This window comes from Microvirga sp. BSC39 (assembly GCF_000739015.1).
GTDB lineage: Bacteria > Pseudomonadota > Alphaproteobacteria > Rhizobiales > Beijerinckiaceae > Microvirga.
Window position 1 is genome coordinate 32,431 of sequence record NZ_JPUG01000065.1, and the last position, 20,603, is coordinate 53,033.

The window sequence follows — 20,603 nt, forward strand, 5'->3', positions numbered from 1 at the left end:
GTCGTGCCAATGACCAGAAGGGACGCTAACGCGGAAGTTGCCCAGGTGAAACCGACACAAGGCCGGATTGTCCGGCGCGCTCCAGCTTGGGAGCGGTCGAGCCTTTCTTTTTCCATTCGAGATATCGTGCCAGTCCGAGAAGTGCGAGAATGCCGAAGAGGGTGAATACCATACCCACGACATGCGGACTAGCGGAGGACTTGACGGCTGCCAGCGTCATCATGACTTCCCCGGCAGCACTCAGGACGGACCCAACGGCGAAGACCGGCAGGGCGTTGCGCCCTAGGCGCGCCATCTCGGCCCCGAAGGTCGTCTTTTCCAGCACCTGCCCCATTCGAAGCTGAGTCACCACATAGGCAAGCGCCAGGAAGTGAAGCATACGGCCAAGCCCGAGATCGCTCTTAACGAGATCGAAATTGACGAAGGTGCTCCAGAGCAGGTTCGGGTAGAGTCCGAACGCATCCGTCATGGCGACCGTCGATACGGCGAGGAAGCCTACTGCTCCTGCGAACGCGAAGCGCTGGTAGGCCACACCCGTGCGGACCAGGAAAGCCCCCGTGAAGATTCCGATCGTGAACAGGAGCTGCCAGGCGAAGGGGTTGAAGAACCACCGCCCTGGCTCGGGCCAGCTCGGGATCGCCAGCACGTCGGCACGCGCCAGCACATAGATGCCGATCGACACCACCGCGGCCAGAGCCACATGGACTCGCATGAGGATCATCGCCACCGGCGCCCACAGCATCAGGGCGATATAAAGGGGCAGGATGTTGAAGTAGCCCAGTTGATGGCCCAGCAGGAGAATACCCGTGATGCCCCGCGCCGTATCGTCGAACACGGCGCCACGGCCATGAGCCTCCAGCATCCCGATATCGTTGCTGACCACATAGCCGACGGAGAACAAAGCCACAGCCGCGCCGGTCATGATGAGATGCATGCGGTAGAGCTCGAACGAGCGTCGGAAGCAGCGCCTGACGACACCGAGAACATCGCCCTTGGGCAGCCGCGGATAGTAGACGAGCGCGACGGAGAGGCCCGAGATGAACACGAAGGCCTCGGCCGCGTCGGAGAAGCCGTAATTGCGCGGCGTCATGTGCTCGAGGATGTTCCCCGGAATATGGTTCACGAAGATGATGACGAGGACGAGTCCGCGCCAGAAATCGATCACCGTGTTGCGGCCGCTCTGGGCGTGCATTCCCGATCCTCTGAATTTTTAGGTGACGGCAGAACGCCGGAAACGGCTAAGGGATCCGAAGATCGTCATCAACTCTTCGAGACAGATTCGGTCCGCCAGGGGGTATCACAAATCCGCGACTCGGAGGCAAGCGTGACAGAGCACCGTGCATGATCGTTTTGACGAGCAAGGACCCGCGCGCTAGCCTTCAACTCTGCTCCTGCCTTCGTCTTTCAACTTCAAAAAGGAATACTCGTGCGAAGCTGCATCGTCGCGCTTATTGCTGTTACGTTCATGGCTGCTGCGGCATCCTCTCCTGGCGCAGCACGTGCTGAGGAAACGCGCTCTCAGCATCAGGAATGGATCCGTAAGCTGGAAACACCTGGCGGTACTTTTTCATATGTTCTCGAGATCGAGTCGGAGGATTCCGAGACGATGTCGACAGCACCGAGCGGAACAACGCCGCAGCACAGAAGCTGGCTGAGAAAGCTGGAGACCCCGGGAGGGACATTCAGTTCGTCGCTCTAAACAGCAAGGCAGCCCTGGAACGGTGTTCCAGGGCTGCCCGGTCGTGACTGGAAGATCTTTCCTCTCATAAGGGAATGTTGTCGTGCTTCTTCCAGGGCCGCTCCGTTTCCTTGTGGCGCAGCATCGCCAGGGCCCGCGCAATCCGCCGCCGGGTCGAATGCGGCATGATCACCTCGTCGATGTAGCCGCGCTCGGCGGCCACGAAGGGTGACATGAAGCGATCCTCGTATTCTTTCGTCCGAGCTGCGATCTTCTCCGCATCGCCGATGTCTTGGCGGAAGATGATCTCCACCGCGCCCTTGGCGCCCATCACGGCGATCTGGGCGGTGGGCCAGGCGTAGTTCACGTCGCCGCCGATGTGCTTTGAGGCCATAACGTCGTAGGCGCCGCCGAAGGCCTTGCGCGTGATGACAGTGACCAGCGGCACGGTAGCTTCGGAATAGGCAAACAGCAGCTTGGCGCCGTGCTTGATCAGGCCGCCATATTCCTGCGCCGTGCCCGGCAGGAAGCCCGGAACGTCCTCGAAGGTGACGATGGGGATGTTGAAGGCATCGCAGAAGCGCACAAAACGGGCTGCTTTTCGGGAGGCATCGGAATCGAGCACGCCGGCCAGCACCATCGGCTGGTTGGCGACAATCCCCACCGTGCGGCCCTCAACGCGCCCAAAGCCCGTGATGATGTTCTTGGCGTAGACTCCCTGGATCTCGAAGAAATCGGCCTCGTCGACGACCTTCAGGATCAGCTCCTTCATGTCGTAGGGCTTGTTCGGGTTGTCCGGGATCAGGGTGTCGAGGCTGTTGTCCACCCGGGCCGGATCGTCGAAGCTCGGGATCTCCGGCACGCCGTCCATGTTGTTGGCGGGCAGGAAGTCAATGAGGCGGCGCACCTGCAGCAGCGCCTCCACGTCGTTGTCGTAGGCACCGTCGGCCACCGATGACTTGGTGGTGTGGACCTTGGCGCCGCCGAGCTCCTCCGAGGTCACCGTCTCGTTGGTGACGGTCTTCACCACGTCGGGGCCGGTGACGAACATGTAGGAGCGGTCGCGCACCATGAAGATGAAGTCGGTCATGGCAGGCGAATAGACGTCGCCGCCCGCACACGGGCCCATGATGACCGAGATCTGCGGGATCACCCCTGAGGCGATCACGTTGCGCTTGAACACCTCGCCATAGCCGCCGAGCGCCGCCACGCCCTCCTGGATGCGGGCGCCGCCGGCATCGAACAGGCCGACGATGGGAGCGCGCATCTTCAGCGCCATGTCCTGGATCTTGGTGAGCTTCTGGGCATGGGCCTCGGAGAGCGAGCCGCCGAAAACGGTGAAATCCTTGGCGAAGACGAAGATCGTGCGGCCATTGACGGTGCCCCAGCCGGTCACCACGCCGTCGCCCGGAATCTTGGCCTTGTCCATACCGAAATCGGTGGACCGGTGCTCGACGAACATGTCGAACTCCTCGAAGGAGCCCTTGTCGAGCAGGAGCTCAATGCGCTCGCGGGCGGTGAGCTTGCCGCGGGCGTGCTGCGCCTCGATGCGCTTTGCGCCGCCGCCGAGGCGGGCCTGCGCGCGCCGCTCCTCAAGCCGTTCGAGCATGTCTTTCATGGCTGGACCCTGACTCCCGGGAAAAATGATCCCCCGCTTAGCACAGCCGTGCCTGTGTCAAAATCCCACTATGGATGTGTGCTCCACAGCACTTCACAGACCCATCGGAGCAGGCTAGGAGGTGCATGCTGTTACGTTACAACGGGGCTGAACATGAACAAGACCAAGCTTGCGGCTCTCGCCGTGTCCCTCTCGCTCCTGGCGGCCGGCTGCGCCAGCCGCTCTGAGGACGTCGGAGCGGCTTATGTGTCGCCGGTCACCTACCAGAGCTACAACTGCAAGGAATTGAGCCTTGAGGCTCAGCGGGTCAGCAGCGCGGCTGCCGCCGCTGCAGGCGCCCAGGACTCCCAGCGGACCAAGGATGCGGTCGCCACCACTGCCGCCGTCGTCATCTTCTGGCCAGCCGCCTTCCTCGTGGGCGGCGACAATGCCAAGACGGCCGAACTCGCCAACCTGAAGGGGCAGATGCAGGCCATCGAGGCTGCTTCGATCCAGAAGAAGTGCGGAATCAGCTTCCAGCGCGCCTGATTTCCAACGAAATGAGCCGCCGGTGCCTGTCGCGCCGGCGGCTTTTTCTATGACTGCGTCAGGCGATAGACCAGAGACGCGGCCCTGAAATCGGCCTCGCGCCGACGGCGGCGCTCCATGGCCTCGTAATCCTCGCCCCAGACGCTCTCCTGATAGGCCTCGTCCACATGGGCGGCGGCCCAGGCCTGGTCCACATCGAGCTGCCGGGCTGCATGGGCGAGCGCGATCAGCACCGAGCCGGACAGGGTCGTCATGACATGCAGGGCGGCGAGCGCGAACGGCGATCCGATCTGCTCGATGGCCCTGCGCATGGCCGCGACCGCCTCTTCCGGCTGCGTCACATGCATCACGCCTTCACCCAAGGTAAAGCGCGCGCCATGGGCATCCCTGGCCCAGTCGAGGACGGGGCTCCAAGCAGCATCCTGGGACTTGGCGAGGCGCTCGGGCTCGCCGGCCCGGTAATAGATGAGGTCCGACCCCGCATAGCGGACGAGATCGTCGATCACCTCGGCCTTTCGAGGCGCAACCCCGTCGATGGCGGAGTTGACGATGCGGGTGACCGGCATGGTGGACGGGTCGATCTCGCTCCCCTGCCCCTGCCATTCCTCCGCCAGGGCTTCCGCCAGCGCCCGGGTGGGCACGGCCAGGGCCTGCTTGCTCGGCGTCTTCGCCGTTCGGCCATCGAGCGTGAGATGGAACAGGCCATCCCGCTCCTCGACCCCGGCCTCCTTGTAGAAGCGCTTCGGCAGGGTTGGCTTCATGCCGGCCTGGGCGGCCCGCATGGGGTTGGGTTCCTCGGCTGAGGGGAACCAGTCGCGTGAGTCTGTCATGGGGCGAAAATAGTCGCTCCCGCAGCCATGTGCGAGGGATGCCGCGAAAATTCCTGAGGGTTGAGGCGTAACCCGCCTACCACCGGACCCTCAGTTCCCCTCCCACGGACCAGCGGCTGAACGGCTCGTCGTCCCGTCCGGCATCGAAGTTGCCGTCGTCCTCCGACGACCGTGCATAGGAGACAAGGTGGCTTGCGTAGAGGGCGAAGGTCGCCTGCGAGGTGAAGTCGTAGTTCAGGCGCGCCGAGGCATAGGACACGAAGCCCCCTTCTCCGGGCTCGCTCCAGCCGTATCCCGCAGCCCCCTGAAGATCGAACCACCATCTATCCGCCAAAGGGCCGTAGAAATGGACGCTTGCCTCCAGGGACTGGTAGCGCTCGGGATTCCAGTACCCGTTGTCGACGACCTCCGCGAAGTCGAAGGCCGTGTAGCGCGCACCCAGCCAGAAATACGGATTGGCCGTGAACCGCTTGGCGAACTCGACCTGCCCCCAGGCGCGCTCATTGCCGTCGGAATAGTGGCTGTAGATTGCCTGAGCGGTGAACCGGGTCGCGTTGTCAGGGGTTACGAGAACCTTGAGGCCGACATCATTCGCCAGAACATCGTTCACGATCGAGCGGGTGTTCTCGTCCGCGTAGCGCCGCACCAAGTTCAGGTCGAACCGGAGCAGATCGGACGGGATCAGGCTCAAGGTCGTATCATGGGTCAGCGTGACGTCCTGATCTTCATCCCCGTCGGGACGATTGCGCCGCGACTCGTCCTCGAAATTCAGGAAGATCGATGACTTGAGCTCCACATGGTCGCCAAACCTGTGCTGGCCCGCGATGCCGATGCTGGACATGTCGACGCTCGGGAAATCATCACCCCGATAGCGCATGAAACGGGCCTGAGGCCCGAACTTCGTCAGGCCGCCGTTGAAGGTCAGTTCGTGCGAGGCCTGCAGCGACCAGATCGCGAGATCGTCCGAACGGCGGGCATACCAGCTTTCGATGCGGCTCAAAGGCCGGCGTTCCTGATAGAGCTGATCGAGAAGCGCCAGGGCGCCGGCATCACCGGGCTTCTGCGCCAGGACAGCCTTAGCGTAATCCTCGGAGAGATCCGGCCGCCCCATCTCCCGCCGTGCCTGGGCGGCGATGAAGAGCGTGGCGGGATTCCGGTCGCCGCTGGCGAGAAGAGGCTCGAGCCGGGCAAGAGCTGCCCGAGGCAGCCCCATGGATCTCTCGGCCGTCGCAGCGCCGCGGATTGCCTCCACATTATTGGGCTGTAACGAGAGAACCACCTCGAAGTCGACCAGGGCCTCCCTGTGTTCCGTGATGTCGTTGAGGGCGTTGCCGCGCCCGATAAGAGCATCGATGTCACTGGCGTTCGACGTGAGGATCTCGCTGAAAACCGGAATCGCGAGCTTCTGCTGGCCGCTCCAGGCGAATGCGCGGGCAAGCCCGAGCTGGGCGTCCCGCCTCTCCTGCGTGTTCAGGTCACCGCGCTGAAGCACCTCTTGGAAGAGCGGGATGGCTCTCAAGGGCTGGCCTGCATAGAGCACCTGCTCGGCATATTCCCGCAGCAGCTCCCGGCGGCGCCCCGGCATGACGGCTAAAGCGCGCTCGAAGAGGTTTACCGCTTCCGCGTTGCGGGTCTGCCCAGCGGCCTGGCGCGCGGCACCGACGAGCGCATCCGAGAACGCCTTGCGGGTCTCCTCGTCGCGCGGGTTCTCCCGGAACAGGGGCTGCCAGGCGGCGATGGCCTCGCGGAACTGATTGCTCCAGAGGAGTGCGAAGGCAAGGCCGCGCCGCACGCGCCGGCGCTCCGCCTCGGGACGCTGGCCATCCCGCAGGGCTTCCCGGTACAGAGGCACCGCACCTGCCGGATTGCCCGAATAGGCGACCTGATCGGCGTATTCGGGCAGCAGCTCTTGCCGTCGCTGCGGAGCGGTCTCGATGGCTCTCCGGAAGAAGGAAGCGGCATCGGCGTTGCGGGTGCGCTCGGCGGATTGACGGGCTGCCCCCACATAGGCGTCGGAGAGCGTCTTGCGTGCCTCCGCATCGCTCCAGTCAGCCTGCAGGATGTCGCCCCAAGCCTCGATCGCGGGTTGGAACTGGCTGCTCCACAGCAGGGCGAACGCCAATGCGCGGGTTGCCTGCTGACGCTCCGCTGGCGGGAGGTCCCGGCGGGCGAGAACCTCGCGGTAGACGAGAACGGCCCTGCCCGGTTCTCCGGAGAAGGCGAGCTGGTCGGCATACTCGCGACCGATCTGTGCTCGCTTCGACGGATCGAGCGCAATCGCTCTCTCGAAAAGTGAAGCCGCTTCTTTGTTTGCGCCCCGTCCTGCCGCCTCTCGGGCCGACGCGATGGCTGCGTCGGCAGGTGAAGCTGGAGCAGCGGCAGGCGCTTGAGACGGCGTTGTTGATGGAACTGGCTGGGGAGGCTGCCCCGCCTGTGCACGGCCCCTCTCGGCGCCGCCTCGGGCTTCTGCCAGTCCCTGCCGAACCTGAGCGTCGTCCGGAGAACCCCGGAGCACATCCTCAAGGGCTGCGACGGCAGCCGGAAACTGGCCGCTCCACAGGAGCGCGAAAGCCAAGCCCCGCCTCAGGCGGCGCTGCTGGTCCTCGGGTCGACTGCCGTCCCGAATGGCTTCACGGTAAAGCGGCACGGCCTGATCCGGCTGGCCGGCATAGGCGGTCTGATCGGCGAGTTCCGGCAGCAGTTCCTGGCGGCGCTGTGGGGCTGTCTCGATGGCTCGGCCGAAAAGCGTCCTGGCATTCGCATTGTCAGAGCGTTCGCCGGCCTGCCGGGCTGCTCCAACCAGGGCATCGGACAAAGCCTTCCCGGCTTCGTCGCTGCCGGAATCAGCCCTCAGGCGAGCTTCCCAGGCCGGAATCGCCTCCTGGAATCGGCTGCTCCACAGGAGAGCGAAGGCCAGCCCCCGCTCCGCCCGTTCCCGGTTTTCAGCATCGAGAGTGGGATCGGTCAGGCGCTCACGATAGAGCGGCACGGCATCGGCCGGGCGGCCCGAATAGGCGACCTGATCCGCATATTCGAGCAGCAGCTCGTTTCGGCGCTCCGGTGCAAGATTGATGGCCTGCTCGAAAAGACGAGCGGCCTCCCGGTTGTCGTTAGTGGAGGCGGCCTGGCGAGCCTGCTCCAGCAGTTCCTGGGCGGATTGCGCCAGCGAAGGCAACGTGCTCAGCCCGAGTCCACAAAGGAAAGCGAGGCTTGCGAACCGGATACGAAGGGCAAGCCTACGCTGATGCATCGTCTGAGAATCTCGAATCAGAACTTCGGGAGAGGCAGTATCTGGATTTTGCGCTTATGACGGGTAAAGATCGAATTCGGCGACAGCATCGCCTCGCCTAACTTTCTTTCCCAGAAAATAACCTACTTTCTTCCCTGAACCAGAGGCCCCGCCCTTAAACTTTGTTTGGAGACGTCCTGCTTGCCCCGCCCTTCCTCCCGTTTCCAAACGCAAGTGCCTTGGACTCCACTGCCGTACTCGCCTCTGCATGAAACAATATGGCAGTTTCTCTGCGTCGCCAGCCTTGTCTTTGGAACTTGGTACATCGGCTGGCGATGGGTCGCCTCGATCAACTATGACGCCCTGTGGTTTGCAATTCCGCTGCTGATTGCGGAAACGGGCTCCTTCATTGGTCTCGTTCTCTTCACGGTGAACCTCTGGTCGGCGAAATCGCCGGTTCCCGGCCGTCTTCCGGCGAGTATCCGTGATTGCATTGACGATCCGGACACGCCCGACCGCCCGCTCGCAATCGACGTCTTCTTTGCCACCTACAGCGAAGATCCCGAACTCGTGCGCCTTGGACTGCAGGACGCCAAGAAGCTCACCTATCCTCACCCGATCAACCTGCAGGTTCACGTGCTGGATGACGGCAAGCGGCCGGCCATGGAGGCCGTGGCACGAGAGGAAGGGGCAAACTACATCACCCGCTCGGACAATGTCGGGTTCAAGGCCGGTAACCTGAGAAACGCCATGGCCGCGACATCAGGCGACTTCATTCTCATCTGTGATGCGGACATGCGGCCCTTTCCGACCTTTCTGGAGGAAACCCTCGGCTACTTCCGCGACCCGAAAGTGGCCTGGGTCCAGACCCCGCAATGGTTCTATGACGTTCCGCCGGGCGTACCTCTGCCAGCGGCACTCGGAAAATGGCTCGGAGGCGTCGGGCGCGGCTTCGGACGAGCCTTCGAGCGGGTCTTCGGCCCCGTTCAGATCGGGCAAGACCCCTTTGCGAACGACCCGCAGCTCTTCTTCGACGTCATCCTGCGCCGGCGGAACTGGGCCAATGCCAGCTTCTGCTGCGGGGCCGGGTCGATCCACCGACGGGAGGCCGTCATGGAGGCTGCGCTGCGGCAATGGTCCGATCAGGTCGCTGCTGCCGCCGGGCGCAACGAAAGGGCTGCCCGCCAGATCACCGGCGAGGAGGCAATCTCCGGTTCGATCAGCGACGTCATGCGCTGGCAAAGTGCGCTCGAGGAGGAATTCCAACCCTACAAGTTCCACGTCTCGGAAGACATCTACACCTCCATCGTGCTGCACAGCGACAGAGAGCGAGGGTGGAAGTCCGTGCTTCATCCCGTCGTCCAGGCCAAGATGCTTTCTCCGAACGACCTTCTGAGCTGGACCATCCAACGATTCAAGTATGCGGGCGGCACACTGGATATCCTCGCACACGACAATCCACTCCTCCGGCGGGGGCTGACGCTGCCGCAGAAGCTCATGTATGGATCGACGTTTTATTCCTATCTGGCGCCCCTGTGGAATATCGTCTTTCTCTTCTCCCCCATCGTCTTTCTGTTTTCCGGTGTCGCACCAGTCGCGGGCTATTCGCTAGATTTCTTCGTTCACATCGCACCGTTCCTGCTCTTCAATGAGCTGTCGCAACTGGTGGCCATGTGGGGCAATTCCAACTCGAAGGGACGTGCCTGGTATCTCGCCATGTTCCCGCTGAACCTTCAGGCACTCTGGGCCGTCGTCCGTGGACGCAAGATCTCATTTCCCGTTACCCCAAAGGACCGCCAGATCGGCTCCTATCCCCGTCTGGTGAAATGGCAGATCACCCTCGTGGTATTGACGCTCTCAGGTCTCATCTGGGGCTGGGTGTCCTTCACTCTCGGACGCGAGGGCTATACGCTGGGAGCCATGATCGCCAACACCCTGTGGGGGACCAGCAATGCCCTTTCGATGGCACCTATGATCCGGGCCGCCTTTTGGCAGCCAGACCCCGTTTATGAGGCGGCCATCGTCGAAGGCCCGCTCGCCGCACAGCAGTAAGACGTTCAGTTGCATACGGAGACGAACAGTTGGGTTTCAGAACAGGCCTTCTCAACGCGCGAGGCCAGATCACCTTCATCGTTGCGTTGGCCCTCTCGACCGGGTTCATCATCTATCTCGAGACGCTCGACACCGAAGAACGGGTCCAGGGCCGCGTCGCGACTGAGCTCGCGCGCCAGAGGAATGCGCCGCCCAGTATCCTGCCCGCAATCGACGCGAGGGTGAGAGCCAACCTGCAAAAGTCCGAAGAGGCTTATGCCTCCGGCTCCGGTCTGGCTGCGAACCGGGCGGCGCTGCTTGTTTCCCTTGCTTCCGCCGTGCAACTCGGCATCCTGAAGCCGGAGGATGGTCTGACGCGGACCCAGAGAGTCCTTGCCGACATGGAACGTCAGACAGGCGAGGTCACCCCCGTGCTCGTCTCCGCCCTGGGAGCCGCGGCGGTCGCTTTCCCTTCCCTGCAGGACAGGATAGCGGGCTTGGCTTCAGCCCCTTAGGTTCGGGCTGCGATCCGCTTGATCATGCGCAGGCGGTTCTCGGATTCGCTCGAATGATACTCGACCTCATCCATGTTCATGCGGATGAGCGCCAGACCCATGCCCCCTTCGGGAATATTGGCGATGTCGGTCTCGTCGAAGGTGAAGGTGTCCTCCGAAGGCTTGTCGAGCACCTGAGTGGGCATGGGGGGAGCATGATCGATGATCTCGATCACGACCTGATCCGCCTGAAGCCCGACCGCCACTTGGACGTCCTTGCCACGCTCTCCATGGTACCCATGCTTGATGACGTTGTTGATGGCCTCCACGAGGCTGAGTTCCACCGCGTCCTGATCCTCCGGACTCAGCAGATCCTCGCACAGGGCCCGAACCGCGCGGGCAAGGAGCGACACCTTGTCGAGGTCGCTGTCGATTGAGAGGCTGATGGAGGAAACCATCGTGGCTCTTTCTGCGCTCTGGCGGCGGGGGATCAGGCGGAAAGCTGTTCGACAGCGGTATCCACGTCTGGATGAAGAGCGAAAACCCGATCCATACGGGTCAGGGTGAACAGGCGGCTGACCGCTCCGGTAGCGCCCGCAACCGCCAGGCTCCCCCTCGGCCCGAGGCGCTTAAGGCAGGAGACGAGAGCCCCGAGGCCGGAGCTGTCGATGAAATCGACCCGGCTCAGGTCGAGAACAAGCTGGTTCTGCCCGGCCTCGATGCACCTTGTCATTTCATCCTTGAATGCCGGAGCCCTGCTGGCATCGATCCGCTTCTCCTCAACCCGGACAACGAGAACATTATTGCGTAGATCAGTGGACAGCATTCGCAGGCATCCTTTCGGCAGAGCGCTCCAGCATGAGAACGCTCAGGTCGTCGTCCAGGGTTTCAGTGCTCCGCCAGTTCCGCAAGACCTCATTGAGCCTGTCAAGCAGAATGGCACTTGGTTCTGCCGCGGCGTCGCGCACGAACGTGCGCAGCCTGACCTCGGAGAACTGCTCGCCACTTTGGTCCTCAGCCTCGACCAGCCCGTCAGAGTAGATGAAGAGGCGATCTCCCGGGCCCAGGTCGAATTCCAGCCTTTCATAAGAGGCGGCAGGCAACATCCCGACGGGGAATCCTCCCTCGCCGATCATCTCGACGGCGCCATCGGAGCGGATCACCAACGGTGACGGATGTCCCGCCTGAATGATGCTGGCGCGCCGGGAGCGGGAGTCGATCTCCCCCAGGATCATCGTGAAGTACGGCAGATCCTCCGGCCACTCCTCGTTGATCTGTACGACAATCTCCTCCAGCGGCGTCCCCTGTGTCCGGGTCAGGATCGCCTGCGAAAGAGCATGGTGGCAGGCGACGGACACCAGCGCCGCCGCCGCTCCATGGCCCGCAACATCGACTTGGAAGAAACCGATTGCGCCATCGGTACGCCGCACCACGTTATAGGTATCGCCGGCGATGAGGCTCGAGGGCCGGAACAGGCCGTGATACTCCACTCCGTCAATTCGGGCGGACGGTGGCAGCATCGTCCTTTGGATGACGGCGGCAGCCTCAAGGTCCTTCCGAAGCTGGCTGTAGGCATCCCGGAGACGGGCATGCAGGACCTGCTTCTCGTTCTGGGTTCTCTGCCGCTGAATGGCATTCGCCTTGAAGACTCTCAGCGCATCGTTCATCTCGCCGATCTCGTCAGCCCTGGCCAGACGAGGCAAGGGGATCTCCAGATCGTTGTCAGCCAGCCTGAGCATGGCCTGACTGAGGCTCTCCAACGGCCGGACCACCCTCCGGCGTACGACCATGATGCTGGCGAGCACGGCAGCAGCCCCCAGCAGGAGCAGGGCCGACCAAAGGGCGACAGACCTTCGGGTCCGGCTGAGCTCCGCATCGAGGCGCTCCCGCGTACTGCGAAGAAGCTCCCGCTGCATCAGAGCGATGTTGCTCAGCGTCCTTCCGGTCAAGTCGTACCATTCCCCAGGGCCCAGGGCGGGCGGCACCTGTCCAAGAAGTGCCGCGATCAGAGATCTTTGAAGCGGCGCAAAGGTCGAGCTGTAGTTCTCATGGGTGCCTGATACGGCCCCCTTGACGCTCTCGCTCAACGGCACGACCATCTGGCCATCAATGAGCTCCCAGGCCAGTGCCGCGCGGCCGGCATTTTGACTGATTGCGTCAACCTCGAGCCCGCTGATCTCGGACGGGTTCTCGAGGGCCCGGCTCATCAGTGCTTGGTTGCGAGCGATGCTCTCGCTGAGGATGGCGCCAAATGCTCTCAGGTTCGCTTCGGTTCTGAGAGCCGGGTCGAGCGGCCTCTCGCGCTGCAGAATGGTCATCCGGGATGACTGCAACTCCTCAACAAGGCGAGTGGCCTCCTGGAACCAGTGTGGGGCGAATTCCTCGCCTCTTCCGCCCTCTGCAAGTCCGATCAACCCATCTGCCTGCTGCCGCAGGGCGTCGATCTCCCGGCGGATGCGCGAAACTGTGGCGAGGCTGCTGCTGGTGTTGCTCAAAGATGCCTGGGTGGCTGTGATCTCGCGCTCGGCCGTATTCAACAGATCGTCTACCTGTCGCCGTACGTCGCGCAGCTCCATGATGCCGCTGGCTCCGTTCCTCTGCCCGATCAACAGCACGTATGTCTGGCTGCGCTCGCTCGCGAGGGCAGCCGTCCCGAGCAGGAGCCTCTCCCTTACCGTATTCGACGCCGCCATCCGTTCCGCCGTCTGATAGCCGAGCAGCTCGTCACGAATCTGGAACGCGACAGCGATCAGCAAGGCAGCCCCAAGGAATGCCGTCAGAATCAGCAGAATGTGTCGGATCTTCATAAGTGAGGTCTATAGAGGTATCGCGTTGGATGGAAAGTCGCCTGTGATATCATTCAGGCAGGGAATAAGAATGCACCATGAGCCAAAGAAGAGCAGCTTGTCGAGCGCCGCTGCCCAAAACGGCGTGCTTTTCGGCACCGCTGTGTGCTCCTCCGACCTTCTGTCGCAACCCATCACCAGAGCGATCCTGGGCAACTGTTCTATCATTACGCCAGAATACGAGCTGAAATGGGATGCCGTCTGCAGGGTCCAAGAAAACCTTGAATACTCCGCCGCCGACCAGCTGATTTCCTTCGCTGCGGACAATGCTCTGGCAGTCCACGGGCACACTCTCTGGTGGCATGAAGCCGTTCCGCAAGGCCTTCAGATGACTTCGGACAAGCAGTTTCGGGAAGCCGCCCTGAACCACCTGACGAGCACCGCGGCCCGGTATGCTGGGCAGTTGCATTCATGGGATGTCGTGAATGAGTCACTAGAGCTTGACCATGGCCGGAGGGATGGCTTGCGTGAGACGCGCTTTCTCGCGGCCTTCGGCCCTGACTACATCGAGATCGCCTTCAGAGAGGCAGCGCTCCTGGACCCCAACGCCATTCTCGTCCTCAACGAAATGGGACTCGAATACGACTCTCCCGCGGCTGAAGGAAAACGACGGCAGATGCTGGCCCTGCTCGAGCGGGAAAAAGCCAGGGGCACTCCGATTGCCTGTCTCGGAGTCCAATCTCACCTGACGGCCTTGGAGCAGCCCCGGGACCATCCGGACTTTCGCCGCTTTCTCCGGGAGGTCCGGGCTATGGGCCTGAGCGTCATGATCACCGAGATGGACGTGTCGGATCACCTTTGCCCCCGTGACCGGAAGCAGCGAGACGCGATCGTGGCCGAGACCTATCGGTCCTATCTCGAGCTCGTCCTCGCGGAGGCTGACGTCCTTGCGGTGAGCACATGGGGGCTGTCTGACGGCCGAACTTGGCTGAACGGCTTCAGGCCCCGGCTCGACGGCGCCCCGCAGCGGCCGCTTCTGTTCGATCGGGCAGCTCGAAGGAAGCAAGCTTGGCACGGAGTCAGAGATGCCCTCCTGAGTGGACGGCAGACTGGTTCAGAACTCTCGGGTCTCCGCATAGGAACTGATTAATACGGATGGGTTACTGTAAACGCTTATGATTTATGATCAAAATAGAGCGGCCTCTACACTGACGGAGCTTCCGGCCTTCTGATGCTCCAGTACCGTCTCCTTAGACTTGGCTTCAGGAAAGAAGCAGTTGGTATCCATAGCAATGTCCTTCCCTACAGGTCCTCATGAGGAGGAGCGACTAAGAACCCTTCTTGAGACAGGCGCTCTCGATGCCAGGGCAGATCCGGCGCTCGACACGATCTGCGAAGAGGCCCGACAACACTTCGAGGTTCCGATCTGCACGCTCACCCTGCTGGACAAGGCAAGGCAACGGATCAAGGCAGCGCAGGGTCTGGAGGCGGGCGAAACGCCGCGGGACGTGGCGTTTTGCAACTATACGATCCTGAGCGACGAGGTCTTCGTCATCGAGGACGCTTTGGCTGACGACCGTGTCAGGGATAACCCCTTCGTGACCGGGGCACCCTTCATCCGGTTTTATGCAGGAGCTCCGTTGATCTTTTTGAAGAACATAAGGCTGGGTGCCTTGTGCCTGATCGACGCGAAACCCCGTTCCTTCTCCCGAGGCGACAAGGCGGAACTTCAACTTTATGCCGACAGGGCTGTCCGGCAGATTGCCACAACCGAATTCGATAAGAGAAGCTGAAGTCGCTTTCACCCACCCGGACACCCGGTCCAAAACCCGGTGGGGAAGCCGGCCAACATCATCGATCGCGGACAACACCTTTCTTCAGGATGATATTTCCATAGAGCCTTCTTTCGCCCGTCGATACGATTGCAAAGGCCGCCTTGGCCCCCTCGTAAAAGGCGAAGCGCTCAAGGCTCGCGAGACGGAAGGTCGAGCCTTCATGACGCCCAATAATGGCGCGGAACTCATCGAAGATAGGCTGTTCCGCCTGTGGGTCGCCCACAACCTCCATGCGCCAGGCCGCCTCCGGCACGAAATCGTCGAGAGGCATCACGGACAGGATCGCATTCGTGACGTCGGTCGCCGTCAGCCCGTCGAGCCGGACAAGACGCCGAGCCATCGAGGCCGCCGGGAAGTTGGCGTCGACAATGGCGATGTCGTCGCCATGCCCCATCGAGCGCAGCACCATCAGCAGATCGGGAGACAGGAGAGGATCGATGTTCTTGAGCATGGTGGATTATCCTGGATTGTACTGGCGGCTCGCCTCGGGATCGTCGGTCGAATAAGTGAGGGATGCCAATTCGTCCCAGACGGATTGCGGAATCGGACAGCGTGCCCACTCGAGCGTCTGAGCAACCCGTTCTGGTTTGCTGACGCCGCAGATCGTCGAGGTGATCCGCTCGTCCCGCATCGAGAACTGCAGGGCGACGGCTCCGGGCGGAACACCGTGCTTGGCGCAGACGGACTCGATCTGGCGGATCGGGTCCAGGACATCCTCCGAAGCCTCCTGATAAACATAGCGTGGATAGGAGTCGGAACCCTTCGCCAGGACACCTCCCGCGTAGGGTGCTGCGTTGAGAACGGCAATACCTTTCGAATGGGCGAAGCTGATCATGGCTTCGGCATTGCGATTTGCCAGAGTGAAGCGGTTGTGCGTGATCATCGCGTCGAAGCTCCAGTCACGCAGGAGCGGCATCATGACGTCGACCGGCCCTGCGGCCAGACCGACCGCTTTGACCAGCCCCTCCTCCTTCATCCGGAACAGCTCGGCGAGAGCTCCCTGAGCGCCTGTGGTGGCTTCCAGCGAGTCGGCGTGCTCCGGATCATGAAGATGGAGAAGGTCGAGACGGTCGAGGCCGAGCGCCCTGAGGCTTTCCTCAAGAGATCGGCGTGCCTGTGAGGCATCGAACCGGTTGGTTTCCGGATCGCGATCCAGCTTGGTCGAGAGCACGAATCCTTCCGGCAATCCCCCACGCTCGCGGATCACATCGCCAATCCGTTCCTCGCTGCGGCCAAAACCATAGATGCGGGACGTATCGAGAAAGTTCACCGGCCCCGAGAAGATGGCCCGCACGGTCTCACGGGCTCGATCCTCACTGACGTCATAGCCGTAGGTTCCGGGCATATCCCCCAAAGACGAGGTTCCGAAGCAGATCCGTGATACCGAGAGATCCGTGCGTCCGAGCGGGGTCTTCTGAAGCGGGTCGATGGGCATCTGATCACTCCGTTCACGTCTCTCGGCAGCTTCGATCCGAGCCCAGGGACGAATAGGTTCAAGCCTATGGCGCCGCCTCCGGGCAGGCAAGCGACGAGACACCAGGCGCGCCACTGGGGAAAAAATCAAATCCTGTTGCAACACTATTGTATGCCCTTTTTCCCACTAACATTTTAGTTGCCTGCCTCTGATGTTCATGAATATCATCCTTGCAAGAAAAGCCTTTTGAGCTTTCGATCCGAGCCGAGACCCAAAGGAGCCCTGTAGAACAGCTTCATGGGTGCGGACCGTTACAGGGGGCGGTCGGGAGGAGCAGATGCAGGAGCAGGACGACGTCCTGTTGGCGTCCGCAACGATTTGGGGCTGGGGCTGCCCGATTGTCGTCTGGCTGCGCACGGAGGCTTCGAGCCTCGTCTCTTCGAATACTGCCTCAAATCCATGTCCGGGTTCCCGGCTGCAACCCTATGTGATGCAGGGACAAATGAGGCGCTGCTCATGACGCCGCTTGTCACCATCAGGGATCTCGACAAATCATTTCCCGGCGTGAAGGCTCTCAAGAAAGCCCGTTTCGAACTGCTTCCAGGCGAAGTCCACGCCCTCATGGGAGAAAACGGGGCCGGCAAATCGACTTTGATGAAGGTGCTCGCGGGCATCTACCGGAAAGATGCAGGCGAGATTCTCATTGAAGGCGAACCCGTCGATATTTCATCGCCGCGGGCCGCGCAGGATCTCGGAATCAGCATCATTCATCAGGAGCTCAACCTGATGAATGAACTCACCGCCGCGCAGAACATCTTCATCGGCCGAGAACCCAAACGGGCCAAAGGCCTCCTTCTTGACGAGGGGGCTCTGAACCGGGCAACGGCCGATATCTTCTCGCGCATGAATTTGGCACTCGACCCCCGTGCCGAGGTCGGCGAGCTCACGGTCGCCATGCAGCAGATGGTCGAGATCGCCAAGGCTTTGTCCTTCCGGTCGAGAGTCTTGATCATGGACGAGCCGACGGCTGCCTTGAACAAAGCGGAGATCGCGGAGCTGTTCGGCATCATCCGCCAACTCAAAACTCAGGGCGTCGGCATCGTCTACATTTCCCACAAGATGGATGAACTGAAGGAGATCTCGGATCGGGTCACGGTCATGCGCGACGGTGAATATGTCGGCACGGTCCCAACCGCCTCCACCAGCGTCGACACGATCATCTCGATGATGGTCGGGCGCAGCCTGACCGAGACCAAGACGGACGTTCCCGACCTGTCGAACCATGACGTGGTGCTCGAGGTCCGTAATCTCCGCCGCAGCAATGCGATCCAAGACGTCAGCTTCAAGCTGCGCAAGGGTGAGATCCTCGGATTTGCAGGCCTGATGGGAGCCGGCCGCACGGAGGTCGCGCGGGCAATTTTCGGAGCCGATCCGCTGGATGGCGGAGATATCATCGTCAGGGGCCGGCCCGTCACGATCCGCTCGCCCAAGGACGCCGTGCGCCTAGGCATCGGCTATCTGTCAGAAGACCGGAAGCGTTTTGGACTGGCAACCGGGATGGATGTGGCGGCGAACATCGTCATGCCATGCCTGAGCAAGTTCCTCTCTCTGAACATGATCCTCAGGGCGCGAGCGATCCGGGAGACGGCCCGCTCGTACATCAAGCAGCTTCGGATCAAAACGCCTTCGGATGCTCAGGAGGTGCGGTTCCTCTCAGGCGGCAACCAGCAGAAGATCGTGATCGCAAAGTGGCTCGCGCGGGACTGCGAAATCCTGTTCTTCGACGAGCCGACCCGCGGCATTGATGTCGGCGCGAAGAACGAGATCTACAAGCTCCTGAACACCCTTGCCGCACAAGGCCGGGCCATCGTGATGATCTCATCCGAGCTGCCCGAGATTTTGCGAATGAGCCACCGGATCGCCGTGATGTGCGAGGGGCGGCTCACGGGTGAACTCCCAGGCGAGGGAGCGACCCAGGAGGACATTATGCGCTTGGCAACACAACGGCATAGCCTGACGGCGGACAGCCCGAACGCGGCGACTGGGGGATCAACCACGTGACGACCATCGTAGAAAAAGGTACCCGGACCATCGTCAGGCCCGCAGTGCTGAGCCAGGGGGCTTGGCAGAAGATCCTGGCCTTCGCCAGCCTGATCGCTCTGATGGCCGTCTTCAGCATCGCGTCAGAAAATTTCCTGCAGAGCGACAACCTCATCGGCATCCTGCAGGCGACGGCCGTGAATGGCATTCTCGCAGTCGCTGCAACCTTCGTCATCATCACGGGCGGAATCGATCTGTCGGTCGGCACCCTGATGACGTTCTGCGCCGTCATCGCAGGAGTGGTCCTGACCTACTGGGGCCTGCCTATGCCTTTGGGCATCCTCGCGGCCATCGCTGCGGGCGCCCTCAGCGGGGCGGTCTCCGGCACCCTCATTGCCAAGATGAAGATCCCGCCATTCATCGCAACCCTGGGCATGATGATGCTGCTGAAGGGCCTTGCCCTCGTGATCTCGGGAACCAGGCCGATCTATTTCAACGATACCCCGAACTTCTCGATGATCTCGCAGGAATCCCTGATCGGAGTCGTCCTGCCCTTCCTGCCGATCCCCAATGGCGTCCTGATCCTGTTCGTCGTTGCGATCGTCTCAAGCCTCGTTCTCACACGCACGGCCTTCGGCCGCTATACCTTCGCCCTCGGCTCGAATGAGGAGGCGGTGCGCCTCTCGGGCGTGAATACCGATTTCTGGAAGATCATCGTCTACACCGTCTCGGGCGGGATCTGCGGCATTGCCGGACTCATCATCGCCTCCCGGCTCAATTCCGCACAGCCCGCCCTCGGACAAGGATATGAGCTCGATGCCATTGCGGCCGTGGTCATCGGCGGCACGTCGCTCAGCGGCGGTCGCGGGACCATTCTCGGCACGATCATCGGCGCATTGATCATCAGCGTACTCACGAACGGCCTGCGGATCCTCTCGGTCGCCCAGGAATGGCAGACCGTCGTGACGGGGATCATCATCATTCTCGCCGTCTATGCCGACATCTTGCGCCGCAAGAGCTAGGGCCCCTCGCCTGTCGTCATCATGAAAGGAGCAGACGAAACCGCAACAACACTCACCTATCCAGTACATTCGAACCCCGGACAGTCGGGGCCAACAACGAACGATATCCAGGAGGAACAGATGTGGAGCAGACGCAATCTGATCGGTGCCATCAGCATCGGAGCGCTCATCGGCTTTTCGGGTCCCGCAGCGGCCCAGGAAGTCTATATCCCCCTCGTCTCGAAGGGCTTCCAGCATCAGTTCTGGCAGGCCGTGAAGGCCGGAGCCGAGCAGGCTGCCAAGGAGCATAACGTTCGCATCACGTTCGAAGGCCCGGACAGCGAGACCATGGTCGACAAGCAGATCGACATGCTCTCGGCCGCACTCGCCAAGAACCCGAAAGCGATCGGCTTCGCGGCACTGGACAGCCAGGCGGCAATCCCGCTCCTGCGCAAGGCGCAGGCCGCCAAGATCCCGGTCGTCGCCTTCGACTCCGGCGTCGACAGCGACGTTCCGGTGACGACGGCTACCACGAACAATCTTGCGGCCGCGGCATTGGCCGCCGACAAGATGGCAGAACTGATCGGCGGAGAAGGTGACGTCGCTCTCGTGGTACATGACCAGACGAGCCGAACGGGCATCGATCGGCGCGACGGCTTCGTCAACCGGGTCAAGGAAAAATACCCGAAGATCAACATCGTGAGCGTCCAATACGGCTCCGGCGATCACCTCAAGTCGACGGAGATCACGAAGTCGATCCTCCAGGCGAACCCGCGCCTCAAGGGCATCTTCGGCGCCAATGAAGGTTCAGCCATCGGCGTGGTCAACGGCGCCAGGGAGATGAACCGCAAGATCGTCATCATCGGCTACGATTCCGGGAAGCAGCAAAAGCAGGCAATCCAGGACGGCCTCATGGCGGGCGCCATTACCCAGAACCCGGTTGGCATCGGCTACAAGACAGTCGAGGCGGCCGTGAAGGCCCTCAAGGGCGAGAAACTGGAGAAGGTGATCGACACCGGCTTTTTCTATTACGACAAGTCGAACATGAGCGATCCGAAGATCGCAACCGTTCTGTACGATTAAGATCCAGCCTTCGGGAGAGGGGTGATCCCCTCTCCC

Annotated in this window: 17 protein-coding genes; 8 read left to right on the top strand and 9 right to left on the bottom strand. The window is 61.9% G+C overall.

The window, feature by feature from the left end:
- Window positions 1-25: 25 nt before the first annotated feature.
- Window positions 26-1,192 carry an OpgC domain-containing protein gene (locus MA07_RS14870; protein WP_052003191.1) on the bottom strand — a complete coding sequence of 389 codons (1,167 nt, stop codon included), beginning with the start codon at window positions 1,190-1,192 and terminating at the stop codon, window positions 26-28.
- Window positions 1,193-1,763: 571 nt separating this feature from the next.
- Window positions 1,764-3,296, bottom strand: coding sequence for an acyl-CoA carboxylase subunit beta (locus tag MA07_RS14875; RefSeq protein ID WP_036352319.1), 1,533 nt, complete (start codon window positions 3,294-3,296; stop codon window positions 1,764-1,766).
- Window positions 3,297-3,449: 153 nt separating this feature from the next.
- Between MA07_RS14875 and MA07_RS14880 the strand changes: the two genes are divergently transcribed.
- Window positions 3,450-3,824, top strand: coding sequence for a hypothetical protein (locus tag MA07_RS14880; protein WP_036352322.1), 375 nt, complete (start codon window positions 3,450-3,452; stop codon window positions 3,822-3,824).
- Between the two features lie 47 nt (window positions 3,825-3,871).
- Here MA07_RS14880 and MA07_RS14885 read toward each other — a convergent pair whose 3' ends face one another.
- Window positions 3,872-4,606, bottom strand: a complete 735-nt coding sequence (locus MA07_RS14885; RefSeq protein WP_200879376.1) for an ATP12 family protein — start codon at window positions 4,604-4,606, stop codon at window positions 3,872-3,874.
- A 124-nt stretch (window positions 4,607-4,730) separates the two neighbouring features.
- The gene (locus MA07_RS14890) at window positions 4,731-7,904 is read right to left on the bottom strand and encodes a tetratricopeptide repeat protein (protein WP_081928981.1); all 3,174 of its coding nucleotides are present in this window, start codon (window positions 7,902-7,904) and stop codon (window positions 4,731-4,733) included.
- Between the two features lie 213 nt (window positions 7,905-8,117).
- Between MA07_RS14890 and MA07_RS14895 the strand changes: the two genes are divergently transcribed.
- Together MA07_RS14895 and MA07_RS14900 are read left to right on the top strand one after the other, a co-directional pair.
- Complete coding sequence (locus MA07_RS14895; protein WP_200879377.1) at window positions 8,118-9,935, top strand: cellulose synthase catalytic subunit; 1,818 nt, start codon at window positions 8,118-8,120, stop codon at window positions 9,933-9,935.
- Window positions 9,936-9,964: 29 nt separating this feature from the next.
- Window positions 9,965-10,429, top strand: a complete 465-nt coding sequence (locus tag MA07_RS14900; protein WP_036352337.1) for a hypothetical protein — start codon at window positions 9,965-9,967, stop codon at window positions 10,427-10,429.
- On the opposite strand, the gene MA07_RS14905 is transcribed toward MA07_RS14900, so the two are convergent.
- Genes MA07_RS14905 through MA07_RS14915 form a run of 3 tightly spaced genes read right to left on the bottom strand, consistent with a single transcriptional unit; the run spans window position 10,426 to window position 13,215 of the window.
- Window positions 10,426-10,866 (bottom strand): ATP-binding protein, encoded by a 441-nt coding sequence (locus tag MA07_RS14905; RefSeq protein ID WP_052003192.1) that lies wholly within the window; start codon window positions 10,864-10,866, stop codon window positions 10,426-10,428. The genes MA07_RS14900 and MA07_RS14905 overlap by 4 nt on opposite strands.
- Before the next feature lie 32 nt (window positions 10,867-10,898).
- Window positions 10,899-11,234: an STAS domain-containing protein gene (locus MA07_RS14910; protein ID WP_036352339.1), complete on the bottom strand. Its 336-nt coding sequence runs from the start codon at window positions 11,232-11,234 to the stop codon at window positions 10,899-10,901.
- Window positions 11,221-13,215: a SpoIIE family protein phosphatase gene (locus tag MA07_RS14915; protein ID WP_036352340.1), complete on the bottom strand. Its 1,995-nt coding sequence runs from the start codon at window positions 13,213-13,215 to the stop codon at window positions 11,221-11,223. The genes MA07_RS14910 and MA07_RS14915 overlap by 14 nt, the downstream gene beginning before the upstream one ends.
- 70 nt (window positions 13,216-13,285) lie before the next feature.
- Here MA07_RS14915 and MA07_RS14920 point away from each other — a divergent pair, with 70 nt between their 5' ends.
- Together MA07_RS14920 and MA07_RS14925 are read left to right on the top strand one after the other, a co-directional pair.
- Window positions 13,286-14,344 (top strand): endo-1,4-beta-xylanase, encoded by a 1,059-nt coding sequence (locus MA07_RS14920; RefSeq protein ID WP_052003193.1) that lies wholly within the window; start codon window positions 13,286-13,288, stop codon window positions 14,342-14,344.
- Window positions 14,345-14,471: 127 nt separating this feature from the next.
- Entirely contained in the window at window positions 14,472-14,987 is a 516-nt protein-coding gene (locus MA07_RS14925; RefSeq protein WP_152568878.1) for a GAF domain-containing protein, read from the top strand.
- 58 nt (window positions 14,988-15,045) lie between these two features.
- Here MA07_RS14925 and MA07_RS14930 read toward each other — a convergent pair whose 3' ends face one another.
- Window positions 15,046-15,480: an RbsD/FucU family protein gene (locus MA07_RS14930; RefSeq protein WP_036352343.1), complete on the bottom strand. Its 435-nt coding sequence runs from the start codon at window positions 15,478-15,480 to the stop codon at window positions 15,046-15,048.
- Window positions 15,481-15,486: 6 nt separating this feature from the next.
- Window positions 15,487-16,464, bottom strand: coding sequence for an aldo/keto reductase (locus tag MA07_RS14935; RefSeq protein WP_036352346.1), 978 nt, complete (start codon window positions 16,462-16,464; stop codon window positions 15,487-15,489).
- A gap of 495 nt (window positions 16,465-16,959) precedes the next feature.
- On the opposite strand from MA07_RS14935, the gene MA07_RS14940 reads away from it, so the two are divergent.
- The 3 genes from MA07_RS14940 (at window position 16,960) to MA07_RS14950 (ending at window position 20,567) form a co-directional block, all read left to right on the top strand.
- The gene (locus MA07_RS14940) at window positions 16,960-18,504 is read left to right on the top strand and encodes a sugar ABC transporter ATP-binding protein (protein ID WP_036352347.1); all 1,545 of its coding nucleotides are present in this window, start codon (window positions 16,960-16,962) and stop codon (window positions 18,502-18,504) included.
- A gap of 5 nt (window positions 18,505-18,509) precedes the next feature.
- Window positions 18,510-19,505, top strand: a complete 996-nt coding sequence (locus MA07_RS14945) for an ABC transporter permease (RefSeq protein ID WP_052003200.1) — start codon at window positions 18,510-18,512, stop codon at window positions 19,503-19,505.
- Between the two features lie 120 nt (window positions 19,506-19,625).
- On the top strand, window positions 19,626-20,567 hold the full coding sequence (locus MA07_RS14950; RefSeq protein WP_036352349.1) for an ABC transporter substrate-binding protein: 942 nt from the start codon (window positions 19,626-19,628) through the stop codon (window positions 20,565-20,567).
- Window positions 20,568-20,603: the final 36 nt, after the last annotated feature.